Source organism: Leclercia sp. LSNIH1, from assembly GCF_002902985.1.
Taxonomy (GTDB): Bacteria; Pseudomonadota; Gammaproteobacteria; order Enterobacterales; family Enterobacteriaceae; genus Enterobacter.
This window is the reverse complement of the sequence record NZ_CP026167.1, coordinates 652,235-675,999: the sequence shown is the minus strand read 5'-3', so window position 1 is coordinate 675,999 and position 23,765 is coordinate 652,235. Positions and strand designations below refer to the sequence as shown.

Sequence of the window (23,765 nt, the reverse complement as noted above, 5' to 3'; positions counted from 1 at the left end):
GCCGGGTCAGCGGGGTTCGGTAAGAACCTCACGGAGAAAAGCGAAAATAATCGCTTGACTCTGAGGCGGGGAAGCGTAATATGCACACCCCGCGTCGCAGCGAAAAAGCGAAGCGGCACTGCTCTTTAACAATTTATCAGACAATCTGTGTGGGCACTCAAAGTGACATGGATTCTTAACGTCCTCGGACGAAAAATGAATACCAAGTCTCTGAGTGAACACGTAATTCATTACGAAGTTTAATTCACGAGCATCAAACTTAAATTGAAGAGTTTGATCATGGCTCAGATTGAACGCTGGCGGCAGGCCTAACACATGCAAGTCGAACGGTAGCACAGAGAGCTTGCTCTCGGGTGACGAGTGGCGGACGGGTGAGTAATGTCTGGGAAACTGCCTGATGGAGGGGGATAACTACTGGAAACGGTAGCTAATACCGCATAACGTCGCAAGACCAAAGAGGGGGACCTTCGGGCCTCTTGCCATCGGATGTGCCCAGATGGGATTAGCTAGTAGGTGGGGTAATGGCTCACCTAGGCGACGATCCCTAGCTGGTCTGAGAGGATGACCAGCCACACTGGAACTGAGACACGGTCCAGACTCCTACGGGAGGCAGCAGTGGGGAATATTGCACAATGGGCGCAAGCCTGATGCAGCCATGCCGCGTGTATGAAGAAGGCCTTCGGGTTGTAAAGTACTTTCAGCGAGGAGGAAGGCATTGTGGTTAATAACCACAGTGATTGACGTTACTCGCAGAAGAAGCACCGGCTAACTCCGTGCCAGCAGCCGCGGTAATACGGAGGGTGCAAGCGTTAATCGGAATTACTGGGCGTAAAGCGCACGCAGGCGGTCTGTTAAGTCAGATGTGAAATCCCCGGGCTCAACCTGGGAACTGCATTTGAAACTGGCAGGCTTGAGTCTTGTAGAGGGGGGTAGAATTCCAGGTGTAGCGGTGAAATGCGTAGAGATCTGGAGGAATACCGGTGGCGAAGGCGGCCCCCTGGACAAAGACTGACGCTCAGGTGCGAAAGCGTGGGGAGCAAACAGGATTAGATACCCTGGTAGTCCACGCCGTAAACGATGTCGACTTGGAGGTTGTGCCCTTGAGGCGTGGCTTCCGGAGCTAACGCGTTAAGTCGACCGCCTGGGGAGTACGGCCGCAAGGTTAAAACTCAAATGAATTGACGGGGGCCCGCACAAGCGGTGGAGCATGTGGTTTAATTCGATGCAACGCGAAGAACCTTACCTACTCTTGACATCCAGAGAACTTGCCAGAGATGGCTTGGTGCCTTCGGGAACTCTGAGACAGGTGCTGCATGGCTGTCGTCAGCTCGTGTTGTGAAATGTTGGGTTAAGTCCCGCAACGAGCGCAACCCTTATCCTTTGTTGCCAGCGGCTAGGCCGGGAACTCAAAGGAGACTGCCAGTGATAAACTGGAGGAAGGTGGGGATGACGTCAAGTCATCATGGCCCTTACGAGTAGGGCTACACACGTGCTACAATGGCGCATACAAAGAGAAGCGACCTCGCGAGAGCAAGCGGACCTCATAAAGTGCGTCGTAGTCCGGATTGGAGTCTGCAACTCGACTCCATGAAGTCGGAATCGCTAGTAATCGTAGATCAGAATGCTACGGTGAATACGTTCCCGGGCCTTGTACACACCGCCCGTCACACCATGGGAGTGGGTTGCAAAAGAAGTAGGTAGCTTAACCTTCGGGAGGGCGCTTACCACTTTGTGATTCATGACTGGGGTGAAGTCGTAACAAGGTAACCGTAGGGGAACCTGCGGTTGGATCACCTCCTTACCTTAAAGAACCTGCCTTTGCAGTGCTCACACAGATTGTCTGATAGAAAGTGAATAGCAAGGCGTCTTGCGATTGAGACTTCAGTGTCCCCTTCGTCTAGAGGCCCAGGACACCGCCCTTTCACGGCGGTAACAGGGGTTCGAATCCCCTAGGGGACGCCACTTGCTGGTTTGTGAGTGAAAGTCACCTGCCTTTATATCTCAAAACTAACTCATCGAGTTACGTTTGAGATATTTGCTCTTTAAAAATCTGGATCAAGCTGAAAATTGAAACGACACACGTAAGTGTGTTCGAGTCTCTCAAATTTTCACAACACGAAGTGAAACAGCTTCGGGTTGTGAGGTTAAGCGACTAAGCGTACACGGTGGATGCCCTGGCAGTCAGAGGCGATGAAGGACGTGCTAATCTGCGAAAAGCGCCGGCGAGGTGATATGAACCCTTGACCCGGCGATGTCCGAATGGGGAAACCCAGTGTGATTCGTCACACTATCGTTAGCTGAATACATAGGCTAACGAGGCGAACCGGGGGAACTGAAACATCTAAGTACCCCGAGGAAAAGAAATCAACCGAGATTCCCCCAGTAGCGGCGAGCGAACGGGGAGCAGCCCGGAGTCTGAATCAGCTTGTGTGTTAGTGGAAGCGTCTGGAAAGTCGCAGGGTACAGGGTGATACTCCCGTACACGAAAGCACACTTGCTGTGAACTCGAAGAGTAGGGCGGGACACGTGGTATCCTGTCTGAATATGGGGGGACCATCCTCCAAGGCTAAATACTCCTGACTGACCGATAGTGAACCAGTACCGTGAGGGAAAGGCGAAAAGAACCCCGGCGAGGGGAGTGAAAAAGAACCTGAAACCGTGTACGTACAAGCAGTGGGAGCACCTTCGGGTGTGACTGCGTACCTTTTGTATAATGGGTCAGCGACTTATATTCTGTAGCAAGGTTAACCGTATAGGGGAGCCGAAGGGAAACCGAGTCTTAACTGGGCGTTAAGTTGCAGGGTATAGACCCGAAACCCGGTGATCTAGCCATGGGCAGGTTGAAGGTTGGGTAACACTAACTGGAGGACCGAACCGACTAATGTTGAAAAATTAGCGGATGACCTGTGGCTGGGGGTGAAAGGCCAATCAAACCGGGAGATAGCTGGTTCTCCCCGAAAGCTATTTAGGTAGCGCCTCGTGAACTCATCCTCGGGGGTAGAGCACTGTTTCGGCTAGGGGGCCATCCCGGCTTACCAACCCGATGCAAACTGCGAATACCGGGGAATGTTATCACGGGAGACACACGGCGGGTGCTAACGTCCGTCGTGAAGAGGGAAACAACCCAGACCGCCAGCTAAGGTCCCAAAGTCATGGTTAAGTGGGAAACGATGTGGGAAGGCACAGACAGCCAGGATGTTGGCTTAGAAGCAGCCATCATTTAAAGAAAGCGTAATAGCTCACTGGTCGAGTCGGCCTGCGCGGAAGATGTAACGGGGCTAAACCATGCACCGAAGCTGCGGCAGCGACACTATGTGTTGTTGGGTAGGGGAGCGTTCTGTAAGCCTGCGAAGGTGTGCTGTGAGGCATGCTGGAGGTATCAGAAGTGCGAATGCTGACATAAGTAACGATAAAGCGGGTGAAAAGCCCGCTCGCCGGAAGACCAAGGGTTCCTGTCCAACGTTAATCGGGGCAGGGTGAGTCGACCCCTAAGGCGAGGCCGAAAGGCGTAGTCGATGGGAAACAGGTTAATATTCCTGTACTCGGTGTTACTGCGAAGGGGGGACGGAGAAGGCTATGTTGGCCGGGCGACGGTTGTCCCGGTTTAAGCATGTAGGCGGAGGTTCCAGGTAAATCCGGTACCTTTTTAACGCTGAGGTGTGATGACGAGGCACTACGGTGCTGAAGCAACAAATGCCCTGCTTCCAGGAAAAGCCTCTAAGCATCAGGTAACACCAAATCGTACCCCAAACCGACACAGGTGGTCAGGTAGAGAATACCAAGGCGCTTGAGAGAACTCGGGTGAAGGAACTAGGCAAAATGGTGCCGTAACTTCGGGAGAAGGCACGCTGATATGTAGGTGAAGCCCCTGCGGGTGGAGCTGAAATCAGTCGAAGATACCAGCTGGCTGCAACTGTTTATTAAAAACACAGCACTGTGCAAACACGAAAGTGGACGTATACGGTGTGACGCCTGCCCGGTGCCGGAAGGTTAATTGATGGGGTCAGCGGCAACGCGAAGCTCTTGATCGAAGCCCCGGTAAACGGCGGCCGTAACTATAACGGTCCTAAGGTAGCGAAATTCCTTGTCGGGTAAGTTCCGACCTGCACGAATGGCGTAATGATGGCCAGGCTGTCTCCACCCGAGACTCAGTGAAATTGAAATCGCTGTGAAGATGCAGTGTACCCGCGGCAAGACGGAAAGACCCCGTGAACCTTTACTATAGCTTGACACTGAACACTGGTCCTTGATGTGTAGGATAGGTGGGAGGCTTTGAAGCGTGGACGCCAGTCTGCGTGGAGCCGTCCTTGAAATACCACCCTTTAATGGCTGGTGTTCTAACGTAGACCCGTAATCCGGGTTGCGGACAGTGTCTGGTGGGTAGTTTGACTGGGGCGGTCTCCTCCTAAAGAGTAACGGAGGAGCACGAAGGTCAGCTAATCCTGGTCGGACATCAGGAGGTTAGTGCAATGGCATAAGCTGGCTTGACTGCGAGAGTGACGGCTCGAGCAGGTGCGAAAGCAGGTCATAGTGATCCGGTGGTTCTGTATGGAAGGGCCATCGCTCAACGGATAAAAGGTACTCCGGGGATAACAGGCTGATACCGCCCAAGAGTTCATATCGACGGCGGTGTTTGGCACCTCGATGTCGGCTCATCACATCCTGGGGCTGAAGTAGGTCCCAAGGGTATGGCTGTTCGCCATTTAAAGTGGTACGCGAGCTGGGTTTAGAACGTCGTGAGACAGTTCGGTCCCTATCTGCCGTGGGCGCTGGAGAATTGAGGGGGGCTGCTCCTAGTACGAGAGGACCGGAGTGGACGCATCACTGGTGTTCGGGTTGTCATGCCAATGGCACTGCCCGGTAGCTAAATGCGGAAGAGATAAGTGCTGAAAGCATCTAAGCACGAAACTTGCCCCGAGATGAGTTCTCCCTGAGCCTTTAAGGCTCCTGAAGGAACGTTGAAGACGACGACGTTGATAGGCCGGGTGTGTAAGCGCAGCGATGCGTTGAGCTAACCGGTACTAATGAACCGTGAGGCTTAACCTTACAACGCCGAAGCTGTTTCGGTGGGTTTGAGAAAATTTTCAGCATTGATTCAGAGTTAAGTACACAATAGTTTGCGCAGCAGCAAGGCGGCAAGCGAAGGAAAGGAAGGAGCATACTGAAGTATGTGACTGACTTTACGAGCGCAGCCAACGCGGCTGATGCGATAAAGTATTGCGTACAGAGCACCAAGAATTTGCCTGGCGGCTGTAGCGCGGTGGTCCCACCTGACCCCATGCCGAACTCAGAAGTGAAACGCCGTAGCGCCGATGGTAGTGTGGGGTCTCCCCATGCGAGAGTAGGGAACTGCCAGGCATCAAACAAGCCGAAAGCCCATCCTCACGGATGGGCTTTTTGCGTTTCTGCGTATTCTATCCCGTCTTTAAAGTTATCCCCCTAACCGATTCCATATACGGTAAACTATCCCGGTTTTTGCATCTGGATAGCGTCTATGAATCACTCCCTTAAGCCCTGGAACACCTTCGGTATTGACCGAAATGCCCGACAGATCGTGCGGGCCGACGATGCGCAGCAACTGCTGGCCGCATGGAATCACGCCACGCAACACCACCTCCCTGTTCTTATTCTGGGCGAAGGCAGTAACGTTCTCTTTCTGGAAGACTTTTCTGGTACGGTGATCGTTAACCGCATCAGCGGGATTAAAGTTGAAGAGGCGCAGGATTGCTGGCGTTTGCACGTGGGAGCCGGGGAGAACTGGCATCGCCTGGTGCAGTTTACCCTTGAAAATAATATGCCGGGTCTGGAAAACCTGGCGCTAATCCCTGGCTGTGCGGGTTCATCTCCTATTCAGAATATCGGTGCCTATGGCATCGAACTCAAACATGTTTGTGATTATGTCGACTGTATCGAGCTGGCAACGGGTAATCCGCTGCGTTTAAGTGCGGAACAGTGCCGCTTTGGCTATCGCGACAGCATTTTCAAACATGAGTATCAGGATAAATATGTCATCGTTGCGGTTGGTCTGCGCCTGACCAAAAACTGGCAGCCTGTCCTGACCTACGGCGATCTCACTCGTCTGGATCCTGCCACGGTCACTGCAAAAGAGATTTTCGACGCGGTTTGCCATATGCGAATGAGTAAATTGCCCGATCCGAAAGTGAACGGTAACGCCGGAAGCTTCTTCAAAAATCCGGTTATCTCCGGTGAAAAAGCCGAAACCTTACTCGCCCAGTGGCCGCAGGCGCCACACTATCCGCAGGCAGATGGCAGCGTTAAGCTGGCTGCGGGCTGGCTGATCGATCAGTGTCAGCTTAAAGGCACAACCTGTGGCGGCGCAGCGGTACATCGTCAGCAGGCCCTGGTGCTTATCAACGAAAACAATGCGACCAGCCGTGATGTCGTGCAGCTGGCCCATCAGGTGCGCCAGCATGTGGGTGAGAAATTTGATGTCTGGCTGGAGCCGGAGGTGCGCTTTATCGGCCATCACGGTGAAGTTAATGCGGTGGAGGCCATTGCATGAAGGATCATACCGTTCCCCTGAAGCTTATCTCTGTTCTGGCTGATGGCGATTTCCATTCCGGTGAACAGCTGGGCGAACAGCTGGGAATGAGCCGCGCCGCCATCAATAAACATATTCAGACCCTGCGTGACTGGGGAGTGGATGTCTTTACCGTGCCGGGCAAAGGCTACAGTCTGCCGGAGCCGGTTCAGCTCCTGGACGAAGCCTTTATCAGCGGTCAGATCACCGACAGCAGCGTTGCCGTTCTGCCGGTAATTGACTCTACTAACCAGTATCTGCTCGACCGGCTTGACACGCTACAGTCCGGCGACTGCTGCGTGGCAGAATACCAACAGGCGGGTCGTGGCCGCCGGGGACGTAAATGGTTTTCGCCTTTTGGTGCCAATCTTTATCTCTCCATGTACTGGCGTCTGGAACAAGGTCCCGCCGCCGCCATCGGCCTCAGTCTGGTGATTGGCATTGTGCTGGCAGAAGTGTTGCAGTCGCTGGGCGCCGACAAAGTGCGCGTGAAGTGGCCAAACGATCTCTATCTGAACGATCGCAAACTGGCTGGTATTCTGGTAGAACTGACCGGGAAAACCGGTGATGCCGCGCAGATCGTAATGGGTGCGGGGATAAATCTGGTGATGCGCAATGTACAGGCCGAAGATATTAATCAGGGCTGGATCAACCTGCAGGAAGCAGGGATCGCCATCGATCGCAATGTCCTTGCCGTGCAGGTGATTAACGAGCTACGCCATTCGCTGAAAATCTTCGAACAGGAAGGTGTAGCCCCGTTCCTGCCCCGCTGGGAAAAGCTGGATAACTTTGCTCACCGTGCGGTGAAGCTGATCATCGGCGACAAAGAGGTCTACGGCACGTCGCGCGGTATCAACGAGCAGGGCGCGCTGTTGCTGGAGCAGGATGGCGTGATTAAACCATGGATCGGCGGCGAGATTTCACTGCGCAGCGCCGAATAAATTGCGGGGAGCCGCGGGCTCCCCGGTTCTTCAGCTATACCGCCGCCATCCCCCGTGCGAAGCGGCAACCAGAATAATCCCTAAACGCCTGGTTACACTCTCTTAAACAGTTCCCGATAAGGTATACTCTGAAAGCAGCAGGGTAACAGTTGATTAACCTGCCTTTCGCGTTTCTGGAGATCCATTTTGCGTGTCAGCCGCTCTTTAACTATCAAACAAATGGCGATGGTCACTGCCGTCACTATGGTGTTTGTTTTCGTCTTTTGCGTTATTTTGCTGTTTCATGCCATTCAGCAAAATCGCTACAACACGGCTACGCAACTCGAGAGCATCGCCCGCTCAATCCGTGAGCCTCTCTCTGCCGCTATTCTGAAGGGTGATATTCCTCAGGCGGAGTCCATTATCAAAAGCATCAAGCCGGCAGGGGTCGTCAGCCAGGCGGATGTTGTGCTGCCGAATCAGTTTCAGGCGCTACGCATGAACTTTATCCCGGAGCATCCGGTACCGGTGATGATGAAGCGGCTGTTTGAAATGCCGGTGCAGATCTCCCTTCCGGTCTATTCGTTGCAGCGTCCGGCGAACCCGCAGCCGCTGGCCTATCTGGTGCTACAGTCTGACTCCTGGCGGATGTACAAATTTGTCATCAGTTGGATCTCGACGTTGGTAACCACTTACTTATTGTTGACGCTGATGCTTACCGTGGCGCTGACCTGGTGCATAAACCGTCTCATCGTCCATCCGCTGCGTCGCATTGCCCGGGAGCTGGATACCCTCTCGCCGCAGCAACAGATGGGGCACCAGCTTGCCCTGCCGCGCCTGCATCACGACGACGAAATTGGCATGCTGGTCCGCAGCTACAACCTCAACCAGCAGCGTATGCTGCGCCAGCATGATGAGCTCAACCACAATGCCACCCGTTTCCCGGTGTCGGAACTGCCCAACAAGGCGTTTCTGATGGTGATGCTGGAGCAGGCGGTGAAGCGGCAGCAGACCATGGCGCTGATAGTGGTGGCCTGTGAAACATTGCAGGATACCGCCGGCGTGCTGAAAGAGAGCCAGCGAGAGATGGTCTTGCTGACGCTGGTTGAAAAGCTGAAATCCGTGCTTGCGCCGCGGATGGTACTGACGCAGGTAAGCGGCTACGACTTCGTGATTATCGCTAATGGCGTCAAGGAGCCGTGGCATGCCATCACATTAGGTCAGCAAGTGCTTACTGTTATCAATGAGCGGTTGCCGGTTCAGGGGATCCAGCTGCGCCCGAGCGCCAGTATTGGTATCGCCATGTTTTACGGCAACCTGACCGCAGAGCAACTTTACCGCCGGGCCTTTTCCGCCGCGTTTACCGCCCGGCAGAAGGGTAAGAATCAGATTCAGTTCTTTGAGCCCGAGCAGATGGAGAAAGCGCAGCAGCGGCTCTCAGAAGAGAACGATATTCTGACCGCGCTGGACAGCAACAATTTTGCCATCTGGCTACAGCCGCAGGTCGATCTGCGTACCGGTGAGGTCCATAGCGCCGAAGCGCTGTTGCGGATGCGTCAGCCCGATGGCAGTTGGGCGCTTCCGGAAGGGCTGATCGACCGTATTGAAAATTGCGGCCTGATTGTGACGGTGGGTCACTGGGTACTGGAAGAGTCCTGTCGTCTGCTGTCAGCCTGGCAGTCGCGTGGGGTGATGATGCCGCTATCGGTTAACCTGTCGGCGCTCCAGCTAATGCACCCCAACATGGTTCCGGACCTGCTGGCGATGATTCTCCGCTATCGGATTAAGCCGGATACCCTCATTCTGGAAGTGACCGAGAGCCGCCGAATTGACGATCCTAACGAAGCGGTAGCGATACTCCGCCCGCTGCGGAATGCCGGGGTGCGCATCGCGCTGGACGATTTTGGCATGGGATACGCTGGTCTGCGCCAGCTGCAACATATGAAAACCCTGCCGGTAGATGTACTGAAGATTGATAAGGCGTTTGTGGAGGGGCTGCCGGAAGACAGCAGCATGGTCGAGGCGATTATCCAGCTGGCGCGTAGCCTGAAGCTGAGCATTATTGCCGAAGGGATCGAAACCGAAGCCCAGCGTCATTGGCTGGCCGATGCCGGGGTAGAGTGCGGGCAAGGATATCTGTTCGATAAAGCCGTTCCTGGCGATATTTTTGAGAGTCGCTATCTTAAACACAATGCCAATAGCGCTGATGACTGAAATGTTGCTGGATTGTGCGAGTCAGCTCAAATTTCTTAACATTTGCGTTTCAATTTCAGCCTGAACTTCTATCTGTCCTGATTTATGGGTGGTATTTTAAGGCCGCAGGTAACGGGTAACCCTACATTTCCTGCGGCTTTTCTTCCCAAGGACATCTTATGAAAACCTCTCTCTTCAAAAGTCTTTACTTTCAGGTATTAACCGCCATTGCCATTGGTATTCTGCTTGGTCATCACTACCCTGAATTAGGCGCCCAGATGAAACCGCTTGGCGATGCTTTCGTTAAGCTGATTAAGATGGTGATCGCGCCGGTTATTTTCTGCACCGTCGTGACCGGTATCGCAGGCATGGAAAGCATGAAAGCCGTTGGCCGTACGGGTGCAGTGGCGCTGCTCTATTTCGAAGTCGTCAGTACCCTCGCGCTGATCATTGGTCTGGTGATTGTTAACGTCGTGCAGCCCGGCGCGGGCATGAACGTTGACCCCTCGACGCTGGATGCAAAAGCGGTGGCGGTCTATGCCGAGCAGGCGAAAGATCAGGGTGTGGTCGCCTTCCTGCTGGATGTGATCCCCGGCAGCGTGATTGGCGCCTTCGCCAGCGGGAATATCCTGCAGGTGCTGCTGTTCGCCGTGATGTTTGGTTTTGCCCTGCATCGCCTCGGCAGCAAAGGTCAGCTGATTTTTAACGTTATTGAAAGCTTCTCGCAGGTGATTTTCGGCATCATCAACATGATTATGCGTCTGGCACCCATTGGCGCCTTCGGGGCAATGGCCTTCACCATCGGTAAATATGGTGTCGGTACCCTCGTGCAGCTGGGCCAGCTGATCGTCTGCTTCTATATCACCTGTATTCTGTTTGTGGTGGTGGTGCTGGGCAGCATCGCCCGCGCGACCGGCTTCAGCATCTTCAAGTTCATTCGCTACATCCGTGAAGAGCTGCTGATTGTGCTGGGCACCTCCTCATCCGAATCGGCGCTGCCGCGCATGCTCGATAAGATGGAGAAGCTGGGCTGCCGTAAATCGGTCGTCGGGCTGGTGATCCCCACCGGCTACTCCTTTAACCTGGATGGGACATCGATCTACCTGACGATGGCGGCGGTGTTTATCGCCCAGGCCACTAACAGCCATATGGATATCTTCCATCAAATTACGCTGCTGGTTGTGCTGCTGCTCTCCTCAAAAGGGGCGGCTGGGGTCACGGGGAGCGGATTTATCGTCCTGGCGGCAACCATCTCCGCGGTGGGACATCTGCCGGTGGCCGGCCTGGCGTTGATCCTCGGTATCGACCGCTTTATGTCTGAAGCCCGTGCGCTGACCAACCTGGTCGGTAACGGCGTGGCAACAGTAGTCGTGGCGAAGTGGGTAAAAGAGCTGGACCACAAAAAGCTCGACGATACGCTGAATAATCGTGCGCCAGACGGCAAAACACACGGTTTGTCCTCCTAAAATCTTCCCTCAGGCCCGCATTCCCTTGTCGGGGTGCGGGCTCCTGCGCATAATGGCCCAGCATACTTGTCATAATTCGATAAGATTTATTTCGGGTAAATTTCACTTCATGCCGTGACGTTTCGTTTCATGCGCGGTCTAATCGGAGTGTTTTGTACATCATATTTAGAGTGCGACAGGGCGTGTGGCACTCTTTGTTACCAGGAATGTTGATCAGGGGTTCACATGCAGGGCACAAAAATTCGACTCTTAACCGGCGGTTTGCTCATGATGGCAGCAGCCAGTTACGTGCAGGCTGACGCGCTCCAGCCGGACCCGGCCTGGCAACAGGGAACGCTGTCTAACGGTTTTCAGTGGCAAGTTTTAGCCACCCCACAGCGCCCCAGCGACCGCATTGAAATCCGCCTTTCCGTCAATACCGGCTCCCTGACCGAGAGTACGCAACAGAGCGGTTTCAGTCATTTCCTGCCCCGACTGGCTCTGACCCAAAGCGGTAGCCTTCAGGCTGTACAGGCCCGTTCACTGTGGCAACAGGGTATCGATCCGAAACGCCCGCTGCCGCCTGCTGTCGTCTCCTACGACTACACCATGTTTAACCTCAGCCTGCCAAACAACCGCAACGATCTGCTTAAAGAGGCGCTGACCTGGCTGTCAGATACCGCCGGTAACGTGTCCATTACCCCTGAGACGGTGAATTACGCCCTGAGCAACAGCGACATGGTGGCGACCTGGCCTGCGGATACCAAAGAGGGCTGGTGGCGCTATCGTCTGAAAGGTTCGGCGCTGCTGGGCCACGATCCGGCAGAGCCGCTAAAGCAACCGGTTGATATTGAACAGGTGAAGTCGTTCTACCAGACCTGGTATACCCCGGATGCCATGACCCTGATTGTGGTCGGTAACATTGATAGCCGCGCGGTGATTGAGCAGATTGGCAAAACCTTCGGCGAGCTGAAAGGCAAACGTAACACGCCAGCGCCGGTGCCAACGCTTTCACCTCTGCGCGCAGAGCCGGTGAGCATCATGACCGATGCCGTGCGCCAGGATCGTCTCTCCATCATGTGGGACAGCCCGTGGCAGCCGATTCGTGAGTCTGCCGCGCTGCTGCGCTACTGGCGCGCCGATTTAGCCCGTGAAGCGCTGTTCTGGCATGTTCAGCAAACCCTGAGTAAGAACAACGCCAAAGATATTGGTCTGGGCTTTGATTGCCGGGTGCTGTTCCAGCGCGCCCAGTGCGCCATTAATGTTGAGTCGCCGGGCGACAAGCTGAACGCCAATATGGCGATAGTGGCAAAAGAGTTGGCGAAAGTACGTGATAATGGCCTGAGCGAAGAGGAGTTCAACGCGCTGGTGGCGCAGAAAAATATTGAGCTGCAAAAACTGTTCGCCACCTATGCCCGTACCGATACCGATATCCTGATCAGCCAGCGTATTCGCTCCCTGCAAAATCAGGTGGTGGATATCGCGCCGGAACAGTATCAGAAGCTGCGCCAGGATTTCCTTAACAGCCTGACCGCGGATATGTTGAGCCAGGATCTGCGTCAGCAGCTTTCTCAGGATATGTCGCTAATTTTAATGCAGCCGAAAGGTGAACCTGAATATGATATGAAGGAGCTGCAGGCGACGTGGAACGACATTATGGCACGCGCGCAGTAAAAGGAAAAAGGCAACGTAAGTTGCCTTTTTTAATGGATACAGCCCTTAAGCAGGCATCGCTTCGCGTGGAATGATGGCGCCGCGATACTGGATCACCGTGCTGGCGGTCAGGTGGCCGCGCTGCGCTGCCGCTTCCGGCGTACCGCCCGTCAGACGCACCGCCAGATAGCCGGCGCTGAAGGAGTCACCCGCCGCGGTCGTATCAATCACTTTCTCTTTCGCCAGCTTCACCGCAGGTACTTCGATAACCGCTTCTCCGGCGATCGCCACCAGGCAGGAATCTGCCCCGCGCTTAATTACCACTTCGCTGACACCGGCGGCCTGCGTACGCGCAATCACCTCATCAACCGGCTTCTCGCCCCACAGCGCATCTTCGTCGTCGAGGGTTAAGAAAGCGATATCGGTGCATTCCAGCATCTGGCTATAGGCCTGCTGCGTCTCTTCGCGGCTGGCCCACAGGCGTGGACGGTAGTTGTTGTCGAAAATCACCTTCCCGCCGTTGGCGCGGCATTCGCGCAGTAAGGAGAGCAGTTTTTCACGGCTGCTCTGGCTGAGGATCGCAAGGCTGATGCCGCTCAGATAGAGGTAGTCGAAATGGGCCAGCGTTTCGCAGATCTGCGCCGCGCTGTCGCTCTCCAGCCAGAATTTGGCGGCAGCTTCGTTACGCCAGTAATAGAAGGTGCGCTCGCCGGTGCTGTCGGTCTCGATGTAATAGAGGCCCGGCAGGCGGTTTTCCATCCGCTGGGTCAGGGAAGTATCGACATTTTCACTCTGCCATGCGTCCAGCATCTGCTGGCTGAAATTGTCGGTGCCCAGCGCCGTAACATAGTTTACCGCCAGCGCGTCAGCATCGACCTGACGAGCAATATATACGGAGGTATTTAAGGTGTCGCCACCAAAGCCGCGGCTGACTTCCGCGCCTTTCTGGGAGAGTTCGATCATACATTCGCCGATCACGGCAATTTTTTTGGACATAGTCGTGAACCTGGATAATTAAACTGCGGTTAGTTTGCGCTGGAGGCCGGAAGCGGTCAACTGTATTAAAACGACGTTCCATTATTTTTTTGAACTCGGACAAGTTCCTGACGGGTTTGATATCTCAGATTTTCATTTTCGTCCGCAACCGGACATAAAGTTCTCTTACCAGGAGCCGATAATCCTTTGACCAGTCCCGACAGGCTCTTTCCCATTCAACAGGACATCTGAAATGAAGTTAAGGCAGGACATCCAGCTGCTGAGCATCCCTGAAGCGAGTATTGAGAACTTACAGGAACACCGCTACTGGCTGCAATGTGAGCGCGCTTATACTTATCAGCCGATCTACCGTACCGACGGTAAGCTGATGGCGATTGAGATCCTGACCGTCGTGACCCATCCTTCAAACCCGGCACAGCGGATTGCACCGGATCGCTACTTCGCGGAAGTCCCCGTGCGTCATCGTCTGGATATCCTGGAGGAGCAGCTCGCCATGCTGGCGGTGAGACAAAACTTTTTCGCCGACAACAACATTCTGGCTTCGGTTAACGTCGATGGCCCAACTCTGCTGGCGGTGCGGCAGGATGAGAGCCTGCAGAAGCTGATCCAGCGGCTGCCGTGGCTGCGCTTTGAGCTGGTGGAGCACGTTCGTCTGCCGCAGGACTCCTCGTTTGCCACCATGTGTGAGTTTGGCCCGCTGTGGCTGGACGACTTTGGCACCGGTATGGCGAACTTCTCCGCCCTGAGCGAAGTGCGTTACGATTACATCAAAGTGGCGCGCGATCTGTTCATTATGCTGCGCCAGACGCCGGAAGGGCGCAATCTGTTCACGCTTCTGCTGCAACTGATGAACCGCTACTGCCAGGGGGTTATCGTCGAAGGCGTCGAGACGCTGGAAGAGTGGCGCGATGTACAGAACTCACCCGCCGCTGCCGCCCAGGGCTATTTCCTCTCCCGCCCGGTGTCGATGGAGACGCTCGACAACGTAATCATCACCCTGTAAAACCCAGCAGCTTCCCGTAATAGCGCGTGGTTAACGCGTTATTACCGGACGCTGCCGCCCCCTTTCCGCATGCCTGGACTATATTCATGAAAGGCAAGTGATTACTGAAAGGGAGTATGGGATGACAAAAACAGCGAAGATTATCACCTGGACAGGGGGAGTCTTCTTGTTGCTGATTGTGGTGCTGATTGTCGTGATCGCGACATTTGACTGGAACCGCCTCAAACCGACCATCAACCAGAAAGTCTCGACCGAACTTAACCGTCCTTTCGCTATTCGCGGGGACTTGGGCGTGGTATGGGAGCGGCAGAAGGGCGAAACGGGCTGGCGCAGCTGGATACCCTGGCCGCACGTTCACGCTAACGACGTTATTCTCGGCAACCCGCCGGACATTCCTGAAATCACCATGGTGCATCTCCCGCGCGTGGAGGCCACCCTTGCGCCGCTGGCACTGCTTACCAAAACGGTCTATCTGCCGTGGATCAAACTGCAACAGCCAGATGCCCGGCTGATCCGCCTGTCGGAGAAGACCAATAACTGGACCTTCGATCTGGCAGGCGATGATAAAGAAAAAGATCCTGATGCCCAGCCTTCGTCCTGGTCTTTCCGCCTCGATAATATTCTGTTCGATCGTGGGCGGATCGACGTGAACGACGCGGTCAGCAAAGCACAGATGGAGCTCTTCGTCGATCCGCTGGGCAAGCCGGTACCCTTCAGCGAAGTGACTGGCGATAAAGGCAAAAAGGATAAGGTCGGCGATTACGTCTTTGGCCTGAAGGCGGAAGGGCGCTACAACGATCAGCCGCTGCGCGGCACCGGTAAAATTGGCGGTATGCTGGCGTTGCGCAGCGAAGGCACCCCCTTCCCGGTGCAGGCTGACTTCCGCTCCGGCAATACCCGGGTGGCTTTTGTCGGTACGGTGAACGACCCAATGAAGATGGGCGGCGTCGATCTGAAGCTGAAATTTGCCGGGGATTCGCTGGGCGAACTTTATGAGCTGACCGGCGTACTGCTGCCTGATACGCCGCCGTTTGAAACCGATGGTCGGCTGGTGGCGAAGATCAATTCGGAAGAGGCCTCGGTCTACGATTACCGCAACTTTAATGGCCGGATCGGTGACAGCGATATCCACGGTTCGCTGACCTACACCACCGGCAAACCGCGGCCGAAGCTGGAAGGGGATGTGGAGTCGCGTCAGCTGCGGCTGGCGGACCTCGGGCCGCTGATTGGCGTCGACTCCGGTAAAGGCACCAAAGCGGAGGAGGTACGCAAGCAGGCACCGCCGTCCGGCAAAGTGCTGCCGAACGACCGCTTCGAAACCGATAAGTGGGACGTAATGGATGCGGACGTGCGCTTCAAAGGGCGGCGGATCGAGCATGGCAGCAGCCTGCCTATCAGTAATCTTTCTACCCATATCCTCCTGAAAAACGCCGACCTGCGTCTGGAGCCGCTGAAGTTTGGTCTGGCTGGCGGCACCATCTCCTCAAATATCCATCTTGAAGGCGATAAAAATCCGATGCGGGGCCAGGCCGATATTCAGGCGCGACGGCTGAAGCTGAAGGAGCTGATGCCGGATGTGGAGCTGATGCAGAAAACCCTGGGGGAGATGAATGGCGATGCCAAAATTCGCGGTACCGGCAACTCTGTTGCGGCCCTGCTGGGGAACGGTAACGGCAATCTGAAGCTGCTGATGAACGACGGGCTGGTGAGCCGTAACCTGATGGAAATTCTGGGTCTGAACGTCGGGAACTTCATCGTCGGCCAGATCTTTGGCGACGACGAGGTGCGGGTAAACTGCGCAGCGGCCAATATTGACCTGGTCAACGGCGTCGCACGGCCGCAGATTTTCGCCTTCGATACTGAAAACGCGGTGATCAACGTCACCGGCACCGCCAGTATGGCCTCGGAACAGCTGGATCTCACCATCAACCCGGAAAGTAAAGGCATTCGCATCGTGACGCTGCGCTCGCCGCTGTACGTGCGTGGTAGCTTTAAAGATCCGGATGCGGGGGTGAAGGCGGGGCCGTTAATTGCTCGTGGTGCGGTGGCCGCTGCGCTGGCGACCCTGGTTACCCCTGCTGCAGCGCTGCTGGCGCTCATCTCGCCGTCTGAGGGGCAGGCCAATCAGTGTCAAACCATTCTGTCGCAGATGAAGAAATAGTGGGAGGCTTTGCCCGGCCTACAGGAGAATGTAGGCCGGGTAAGCGCAGCGCCACCCGGCATTAAGGATCACAATGACTGATGGCGAGTCTCGTGAGTCAGCAGCAGCGCAATCAGCGTCAGTGCCGCCATCGCCGCCAGGTAGATCCCTACGTATTGCAGACCGTAATTCGCCTGTAACCAGGTAGCGATATACGGCGCCACGGACGCACCCAGAATCGAAGAGACGTTATAGGAGAAGGAGGCGCCCGTGTAACGCACTTCGGTCGGGAACAGCTCTGGCAGCAGCGCGCCCATCGGACCGAATGTCAGCCCCATCAGGCTCAGGCCAATCAGCAGATACGCCATCACCAGCGCCGGATTACCGGAACCGAGCAGCGGCGGGAAGACGAACAGCGCAAACAGAATAATCAGCGAAGTGATCACAATCATGCTCGGGCGACGGCCAAAACGGTCGGCCAGCAGGCCCGCAATCGGCACCATCACGCCAAAACCGATAACCGCCATCATCAGCATCCACAGCACTTCGTTACGCGGCAGGCCCAGGCCCACCGGCGCAGGCGTGGTGCTGAAGGTCATGGAATAGACGGTCATGATATAGAACAGCGTGTAGGTCGCCAGCATGATGAAGGTGCCGAGCACGGTCACGCGAACGTGTTTGGTCAGCAGCGTGCCCAGCGGGATTTTTACCTGTTTTTTCGCGGCGGCCACTTTGGCAAACACCGGGGTCTCGTGCAGGGAGACGCGCACATAGAGGCCAATCAGCACCAGCACCGCCGAGAAGATAAACGGAATACGCCAGCCCCAGGTCATGAACTGCTCGTCAGTCAGCAGCCAGGAGAGCAGCAGGAAGGTGCCGTTGGCAAAGAAGAAGCCAATCGGCGCGCCCAACTGTGGGAAGGATCCATACAGCGCACGTTTGCGTGGCGGGGCATTTTCGGTGGCCAGCAGCGCCGCGCCGCCCCATTCCCCGCCCAGTCCCAGACCCTGGCCAAAACGGGCCAGCGCCAGAAGCAGCGGGGCCAGAATCCCGATGGTTTCATAGGTCGGCAGCAGGCCGATGGCAACGGTAGAGATACCCATGGTCAGCAGCGAAGCAACCAGGGTTACCTTACGCCCGACGCGATCGCCGAAGTGACCGAACAGGGCCGAGCCGATAGGGCGCGCAACAAAGGCGATGGCGAAGGTTGCCAGCGACTGTAGCGTGGCCGCCGTCGGGTCGCCCTGCGGGAAGAAGATATGCGGGAAAACGATAACCGCAGCGGTGGCGTAAATATAGAAGTCGAAGAATTCAATGGCGGTGCCAATCAGTGACGCGACGACGACTTTATTGCGCGAGTTAACCGGGGCGTTTTCCTGCTCTGAATTAAGTGTTGTGGCTGTGGCTTGCATAAACTTTTCTTATTTTTGGCGAACGAAAGGCCATATTACGCACAGCAAAAGCGATATTTCAATCTGTAACAAACGCAGCGGCCGGTGAAAAAGCGAGCAAAAAGCGGATAATTTTCGGACCAGAAGAATCACATCTATGAAATGCTTCACAGAAATAAAAAGTTGGAATATATAACTGGTTTTCGGTTAAATAAAAGTTACAGGCTGGATTTATATGCTGAAATGATGAATCGGGCTGATATATTTCATTCTTATTCAGCCCGATAGGGGAATTAACGGTGGCTTTTACCGGGCATTCGCCGGTCATCCGGGTACTCGGCGGTGGCGATCCATGCCGCGCAGAAGAGGGTCAGTCTGGCGAAGAAATAGAAGAAGGCCAGCAACCCCAGCACGGAGCCGAATGCCGCCCCGGACGGGGAGGTCACCAGTGACGGCAGGGTGTAGGTCATCACGATTTTAATGACCTCAAAGCCGATAGCGGCAATGAACGTGCCGCGGATCAGCGCCTTACGGCGAGGGCGATGGCGCGGCAGGCGCCAGAAAATCCAGAAGAAGAGCAGGTAGTTCGCCAGCATCGAGATCCCTAACCCCACCAGATGCCAGACTGGCTTCAGCCACTCGATGGTGTCGAGATAGAGCGCGGAGATGATCATCTGCTGCGCCGAGCCTGCCGCGGAAGTGATGGAGAGGGTGATAACCAGCGCCACCAGCAGCCCGATCAGCGAGACGAAGTCGCGGAAATACTTAATCCAGATTTTCTCCTGGTCCTGCGGCTTACGCTCCCAGACGTCGCGCGACTGGGCGCGGATCGCTTCACGCAGGTTGCCCATCCAGTTGATGCCGGAGTAGAGCGCCACAAACAAACCGACAATCCCGACAGTAGTACGTTGCTGGACGGCGGTGTTGATGGTGCTTTTCAGGGTCGAGGCCAGCGTCGGATCGCTGACGTTTTGCAGGATTTTGCTGAAGATGTCCTGCAACAGCGTCGGGTGCGACACCAGCACAAACCCAGCTGCCGCAAAGGAGAGCATCAGGATGGGGATCATCGACAGGAAGGAGAAGTAGGTGATTGCGGCGCCAAACTGGTTGCCCAACCGATCGTTAAAACGCTCGGCGGCGCGCAGCAGGTGAGCAATCATCGGCCGCTGTTGGATCAGCTGGATGAGATCTTTCGCCTTGTCGAGCAGGCTGCCCCTTTTACGCACGGCGGTAATTTTGGGTTCATCTGGCGCCGGGGGCGGGCTATTTTCCAGTTTCTTAATCGGCTCGTAGTCCAGATCCTGGGTGGGACGTTGCTGGCTGCTATCCGGCATCAGTCACGTTTTCCTTATCGTTAGCGAGAGTTCATTGCAATTATAGCCTGCGCTCAGTCAACGTAGGTTTTCATGATTTCCGTGAGCCAGGCCATAAACAGATGCACCCGGCGGGAGAGGTTGCGGCGGTGGGGATAAATGAGCGACACCGGCATGGGCCTGGCGCGGTACTGCGGGAGGATCTCCAGCAGCTTTTTGGCCCGCAGGGCGTCACGCACGCCTACCCGCGGCACCTGAATAATTCCCAGCCCGGCGAGGGCGGAGGCATGGTAAGTCTCGGTGCTGTTGACCGTCAGGACACCGCCGGTCTTAACCCAGTGGGTCGCCTCACCATCGTAATATTCGAACCCCTGGGGCCGGGTGCCGAGATGCGTTGCGTAATGCACCACCGCATGGGAGGTTAAATCATCCAGCCCGTCGGGATAGCCAAAACGCGACAGATAATCGGGGCTGGCGCAGTTGATCACCGACAGCCTGCCGAGCGGGCGGGCAATTAAGCCGGAATCTTTCAGGGTGCCGACGCGCACCACGCAATCAAATCCTTCCCGAATCACATCCACCAGCCGGTCGCTGCTGCTCAGCTCCAGTTCAATGCCGGGGTACTGTTGCAGGAAGAGTGGCAGTTTGGGGATGACTAAATTTCGCGCAACGTTGGCCGGCATATCGACGCGTATTCTTCCACTGACGCTGGCAGGATCGTGCAAAAAAAGACCATCCAGTTCTTCCATATTGGTCAGCAGATCTTTGGCCCGCTCGTAGTAGACCATACCGTCCTGCGTCAGGCTGACCCGACGCGTGGTGCGGTGCAGCAGCTGGGTGCCAAGCCCGTTCTCCAGCGCCTGAATCTGGCGCGATACGCTACCTTTAGGCAGGCCCATTGAATCTGCGGCGCGGGAAAAACTCTCCAGTTCAGCGACGCGAATAAATAACTGCATTGCGTGAATTTTATCCATAGGGAGCGCTCATTGTTGTTTATTTTGAAACAGTGAAGCGTTGCGTAGCGTATTTATTGATTTTCTATCACCTAATAAGCTCTTTCTCAATCATCACAACAGCCGAAACGAGGTTTCTTATGACTGAACGTATAGCAATAGTGACCGGCGGCAGCCGCGGGCTCGGTAAAAACGCGGCGCTGAAGCTGGCAGCAAAGGGTGTCGGGATCCTGCTGACCTACAACCGGAGCGAGCAGGAAGCGCTCGAAGTTGTACGTGAAATTGAACAAAAAGGGGTAAAAGCAGCAGCATTGCAGCTGAACGTCGGGGATATTGCCAGCTTTGAACAGTTCGCCACTAAGGTGATTGAAAAACTGCATTCAGTCTGGAAGCGCAACACCTTCGATTATTTGTTGAACAACGCAGGTGTGGGTTTATATGCCCCCTATATGGAAACCACTGAAGCGCAGTTTGATGAAGTGATGAACATCCATTTCAAAGGCCCGTTCTTTCTGACCCAGGGGCTATTGCCGCTGATGGAAAACGGCGGGCGGATCCTCAACGTCTCATCTGGCCTGGCTCGTTTTGCGCTACCGGGCTCCAGCACCTATGCGGCGATGAAAGGGGCTATGGAAGTGCTCACCCGCTACCAGGCTAAGGAGCTGGGGGCGCGCGGGATCACCGCCAACATTATCGCCCCGGGGGCTATCGAAACCGATTTTGGCGGCGGTCGCGTACGCGATAACAAAGCAATCAATCAGCAGATCGCCTCCCAGACAGCGTTGGGCCGCGTTGGGTTACCGGACGATATCGGCGATGCGATTGCGGCGCTGCTCAGCGACGAACTCGGCTGGATGAATGCGCAGCGCGTTGAGGTCTCCGGAGGGATGTTCCTGTAATCAGGTGCCGGGGAGGGAGCCCCGCGGCACGCTTAGCAGTACTCTTTTCTTAACAGCCCAAACAGCCAGTCGTTTTGCCACTCACCTGCCAGCCAGTAGCTTTCGCGCAGTTCACCTTCCAGCACAAAGCCCACTTTTTCCAGCAGACGTTTAGAGGCGACATTGCCCGCCGTCACCGTAGCGGTCAAACGGCGGATATCTCCCTGCATAAAGGCGTAATCGCACACCGCCTGTAAGGATTCAAAGCCGTAACCTTTGCCCTGCGCCTGCGGGGCGAAAAGGAACCCCACTTCGGCACAATCATCATCGCGATGAATATAGCCCGTGACCCCAAGCGGGGTCTGATTGTGATCGCGCACCACCAGGCACAGCCAGTGATCACTGCCTGGAGACCACGCGGGCAGGCGAGAGGTAAACGTTTCGCGAATGGCCTCTTCCGGACGGGCTTCGGCCACGTAGCGCATCACATCGGGGTGTTGCTGTAGGGAGAGAAAAAAGGGCCAGTCCTCTTCCTGCAGTGGGGAACAGGTTAAACGCGGGGTGTGCAGCACAGGCATGCCAGATCTCCGGGAGCTTTTGTAAATGATATTAACATTATCACTGAAATAGTGCCGGTTATCGGGTATGTTTAATCTGGTATAACCACTTAAAAAACAACCGCTCTCCGTTCGCTGCGCCTGAATCTTTGCGCGGCAGTTAAGGATAATGATGACCCTCAGTAAATCGCACGTGATCCGCGAGCAGTTTGAACGCTGTCTGGGAATTATTCGTCAGGCCTCTGTGGAGATCCTGCTCCTGTTAAAGGTGCATGTTGCCGAAGGCAAAGATCCCCGTTGGTTCCTTGAGCAGCTGGATTCCGCCAGGCTGGCGCTGGGGGGCTGGGCGAGCGTGGCAAAACGCCTGAACCTCAACGATGCGGAGCTCTCACAATTCACCCTGCAATTGCGGCTTTTGCAGCAGCGGGTGCCGCAGTATGAGAGCGGGCAGGATGTGAGCGACAACCAGCTGATTGCCGCGACGCGCTTTGTGACGGCCCTGGAACACCTGCGTTTGCAGCAGCCGCTGCTGACCTACAGTACCGAAATGAGCCCCGGCGATGAGCTTCAGCAACAGCAAGCCCGGAAACAGGTACGTGCGCTGGAATTGATGATTAAAGGGCTGATTATGCAGGCCTGGCCAGATCCAACGCGCCTGAACAATCACCTTAAAACGCTCTTCGGTGCCGATCGGGTTCGCCGCTGGCTGCAGCAGGGCGAGCGCAACGATGCCCTCGGCGGCATGATGTTTAGCGAGCTGGCGCTGATGCTGGTGGACAAGAAAGAGTACTCCCGCTCTTATTCGGCGCTGTTCAGCGATCCCGCTCTGCTGACGCTGATGGTGGAACCGCGTAAGACGCTCCACTCCTTTCTTGATGATATCCGCCTGATCCGCAACAACATCATTGCCCGGCAGCCGCTGACCTCTGCGCAAATCCTGCTGCTGGACAACTACTACGCCCAGATTGCCGGCCCCGTTCAGCGTGCCTTTAACGAAGGCCGTACCGCCGTAAACCCGACGGGGTTGATGGCAGAGAATAACCACGAGCTGGAGCTCTTCTGGGAAAATGCGCGAGAAAAAAGCCGGGCCACCGGCGATGACATTTTTGAGGTGCGCGACGCTATCGATAAACCGAACCGTCGGCCCGCGCGCACCCCGGAGCAACGCGATCATCTGATCTCGGTGGGACTGTGGGGGGCGGTGGGGGTGATGGTGATGGGAATGCTGGCGGCGGGTACCTGGCTATTAATGGAAAGCAGCACGCCGACCCAGGCGGCCAGTACCACCTCGCCTCCTGTGCAAACGGCGGCGGAAGAGATGCGTGAGTCGCCCTCCTCCCGCGAAACGCTGACGCGCATGGGCGTCACCTGGGATGAGAATAACTTCCGCGCAGCGATTGACAGGAACGATACCCGCGTGGCGCTGCTGTTTCTGAAGGCGGGAATGGAGTGGAAGCTCTCCTGGACAGAGCACGCCCTGTCGGTGGGACATCGGGAGGTGCTGGATATCCTGATGCGCTATCGTCTGCAGATGGGGCAGGCGAAGCCCTGCCGACAGTTTATCAACACCCTCGCACACGCGATGTCAGCGGGCGAACCGCTGACGGATCTGCGTAAAGAGTATCTGCAGGCATTTTGTACCGTTCCGGCGGTGGTAGAACGCCAGCGACGCGAGATGGATCAGGCGAAGCGGCGGGCACAGGCCCAGCCGGACGCCAGTACCAAAAAATGGCAGACGATTCATACAGCCATTTATGAGGTGATCCGCTGACAACGCGGGGA

13 protein-coding genes, 1 tRNA gene, 3 rRNA genes and 1 pseudogene are annotated in these 23,765 nt (G+C 55.6%); 13 read left to right on the top strand and 5 right to left on the bottom strand.

Annotated features, from left to right (window positions below; genetic code table 11):
• The first annotated feature begins 261 nt into the window (after window positions 1–261).
• The 9 genes and pseudogenes from C2U54_RS03535 to C2U54_RS03495 all read left to right on the top strand — a co-directional run.
• Window positions 262–1,801 (top strand): 16S ribosomal RNA (locus C2U54_RS03535).
• A gap of 85 nt (window positions 1,802–1,886) precedes the next feature.
• A tRNA-Glu gene (locus C2U54_RS03530) sits at window positions 1,887–1,962 on the top strand.
• 180 nt (window positions 1,963–2,142) lie between these two features.
• Window positions 2,143–5,046: ribosomal RNA gene (locus tag C2U54_RS03525) — 23S ribosomal RNA — on the top strand.
• A 196-nt stretch (window positions 5,047–5,242) separates the two neighbouring features.
• Window positions 5,243–5,358 (top strand): 5S ribosomal RNA (gene rrf / locus C2U54_RS03520).
• Together the 16S, 23S and 5S rRNA genes with 1 tRNA gene alongside form the textbook arrangement of a ribosomal RNA operon.
• A gap of 136 nt (window positions 5,359–5,494) precedes the next feature.
• Entirely contained in the window at window positions 5,495–6,523 is a 1,029-nt protein-coding gene (murB, locus tag C2U54_RS03515; protein ID WP_103177407.1) for a UDP-N-acetylmuramate dehydrogenase, read from the top strand.
• Entirely contained in the window at window positions 6,520–7,482 is a 963-nt protein-coding gene (gene birA, locus C2U54_RS03510; RefSeq protein ID WP_103177406.1) for a bifunctional biotin--[acetyl-CoA-carboxylase] ligase/biotin operon repressor BirA, read from the top strand. The genes murB and birA overlap by 4 nt, the downstream gene beginning before the upstream one ends.
• 186 nt (window positions 7,483–7,668) lie before the next feature.
• Window positions 7,669–9,675 carry a biofilm formation regulator HmsP gene (gene hmsP, locus C2U54_RS03505; RefSeq protein WP_210406389.1) on the top strand — a complete coding sequence of 669 codons (2,007 nt, stop codon included), beginning with the start codon at window positions 7,669–7,671 and terminating at the stop codon, window positions 9,673–9,675.
• A 158-nt stretch (window positions 9,676–9,833) separates the two neighbouring features.
• Window positions 9,834–11,120, top strand: coding sequence for a C4-dicarboxylate transporter DctC (gene dctA / locus C2U54_RS03500; protein WP_103177404.1), 1,287 nt, complete (start codon window positions 9,834–9,836; stop codon window positions 11,118–11,120).
• Between the two features lie 225 nt (window positions 11,121–11,345).
• Window positions 11,346–12,758, top strand: a pseudogene (locus C2U54_RS03495) (M16 family metallopeptidase); the annotation flags it as partial.
• Between the two features lie 60 nt (window positions 12,759–12,818).
• On the opposite strand, the gene C2U54_RS03490 reads toward C2U54_RS03495, so the two are convergent.
• The gene (locus tag C2U54_RS03490) at window positions 12,819–13,748 is read right to left on the bottom strand and encodes a sugar kinase (protein WP_103177402.1); all 930 of its coding nucleotides are present in this window, start codon (window positions 13,746–13,748) and stop codon (window positions 12,819–12,821) included.
• A gap of 232 nt (window positions 13,749–13,980) precedes the next feature.
• Here C2U54_RS03490 and pdeH point away from each other — a divergent pair, with 232 nt between their 5' ends.
• Window positions 13,981–14,751, top strand: coding sequence for a cyclic-guanylate-specific phosphodiesterase (gene pdeH, locus C2U54_RS03485; RefSeq protein WP_103177401.1), 771 nt, complete (start codon window positions 13,981–13,983; stop codon window positions 14,749–14,751).
• Window positions 14,752–14,872: 121 nt separating this feature from the next.
• Window positions 14,873–16,912, top strand: coding sequence for an AsmA family protein (locus C2U54_RS03480; protein WP_103177400.1), 2,040 nt, complete (start codon window positions 14,873–14,875; stop codon window positions 16,910–16,912).
• 68 nt (window positions 16,913–16,980) lie between these two features.
• Here the strand turns inward: C2U54_RS03480 and C2U54_RS03475 are convergent, their stop codons facing one another.
• The 3 genes from C2U54_RS03475 to C2U54_RS03465 form a co-directional block, all read right to left on the bottom strand.
• A complete protein-coding gene (locus tag C2U54_RS03475; protein WP_103177399.1) occupies window positions 16,981–18,303 on the bottom strand; it encodes an MFS transporter in 1,323 nt (440 codons plus the stop codon).
• A gap of 272 nt (window positions 18,304–18,575) precedes the next feature.
• Window positions 18,576–19,616 (bottom strand): inner membrane protein YhjD, encoded by a 1,041-nt coding sequence (yhjD, locus tag C2U54_RS03470; protein ID WP_371816542.1) that lies wholly within the window; start codon window positions 19,614–19,616, stop codon window positions 18,576–18,578.
• Between the two features lie 53 nt (window positions 19,617–19,669).
• Window positions 19,670–20,569, bottom strand: coding sequence for a LysR family transcriptional regulator (locus tag C2U54_RS03465; RefSeq protein ID WP_103177397.1), 900 nt, complete (start codon window positions 20,567–20,569; stop codon window positions 19,670–19,672).
• Window positions 20,570–20,688: 119 nt separating this feature from the next.
• Here C2U54_RS03465 and C2U54_RS03460 point away from each other — a divergent pair, with 119 nt between their 5' ends.
• Window positions 20,689–21,447: an SDR family NAD(P)-dependent oxidoreductase gene (locus C2U54_RS03460; RefSeq protein WP_103177396.1), complete on the top strand. Its 759-nt coding sequence runs from the start codon at window positions 20,689–20,691 to the stop codon at window positions 21,445–21,447.
• 32 nt (window positions 21,448–21,479) lie between these two features.
• Here the strand turns inward: C2U54_RS03460 and C2U54_RS03455 are convergent, their stop codons facing one another.
• Window positions 21,480–22,004 carry a GNAT family N-acetyltransferase gene (locus C2U54_RS03455; RefSeq protein WP_103177395.1) on the bottom strand — a complete coding sequence of 175 codons (525 nt, stop codon included), beginning with the start codon at window positions 22,002–22,004 and terminating at the stop codon, window positions 21,480–21,482.
• Window positions 22,005–22,155: 151 nt separating this feature from the next.
• Here C2U54_RS03455 and C2U54_RS03450 point away from each other — a divergent pair, with 151 nt between their 5' ends.
• Window positions 22,156–23,754: an STY4199 family HEPN domain-containing protein gene (locus C2U54_RS03450; protein WP_103177394.1), complete on the top strand. Its 1,599-nt coding sequence runs from the start codon at window positions 22,156–22,158 to the stop codon at window positions 23,752–23,754.
• The last annotated feature ends 11 nt before the right edge of the window (window positions 23,755–23,765 follow it).

Coding starts and splice junctions, on each gene's coding strand:
- murB (WP_103177407.1), top strand. CDS start 5,495: ATGAATCACTCCCTTAAGCCCTGGAACACCTTCGGTATTGACCGAAAT.
- birA (WP_103177406.1), top strand. CDS start 6,520: ATGAAGGATCATACCGTTCCCCTGAAGCTTATCTCTGTTCTGGCTGAT.
- dctA (WP_103177404.1), top strand. CDS start 9,834: ATGAAAACCTCTCTCTTCAAAAGTCTTTACTTTCAGGTATTAACCGCC.
- C2U54_RS03490 (WP_103177402.1), bottom strand. CDS start 13,748: ATGTCCAAAAAAATTGCCGTGATCGGCGAATGTATGATCGAACTCTCC.
- pdeH (WP_103177401.1), top strand. CDS start 13,981: ATGAAGTTAAGGCAGGACATCCAGCTGCTGAGCATCCCTGAAGCGAGT.
- C2U54_RS03480 (WP_103177400.1), top strand. CDS start 14,873: ATGACAAAAACAGCGAAGATTATCACCTGGACAGGGGGAGTCTTCTTG.
- C2U54_RS03475 (WP_103177399.1), bottom strand. CDS start 18,303: ATGCAAGCCACAGCCACAACACTTAATTCAGAGCAGGAAAACGCCCCG.
- yhjD (WP_371816542.1), bottom strand. CDS start 19,616: ATGCCGGATAGCAGCCAGCAACGTCCCACCCAGGATCTGGACTACGAG.
- C2U54_RS03465 (WP_103177397.1), bottom strand. CDS start 20,569: ATGGATAAAATTCACGCAATGCAGTTATTTATTCGCGTCGCTGAACTG.
- C2U54_RS03460 (WP_103177396.1), top strand. CDS start 20,689: ATGACTGAACGTATAGCAATAGTGACCGGCGGCAGCCGCGGGCTCGGT.
- C2U54_RS03455 (WP_103177395.1), bottom strand. CDS start 22,004: ATGCCTGTGCTGCACACCCCGCGTTTAACCTGTTCCCCACTGCAGGAA.
- C2U54_RS03450 (WP_103177394.1), top strand. CDS start 22,156: ATGACCCTCAGTAAATCGCACGTGATCCGCGAGCAGTTTGAACGCTGT.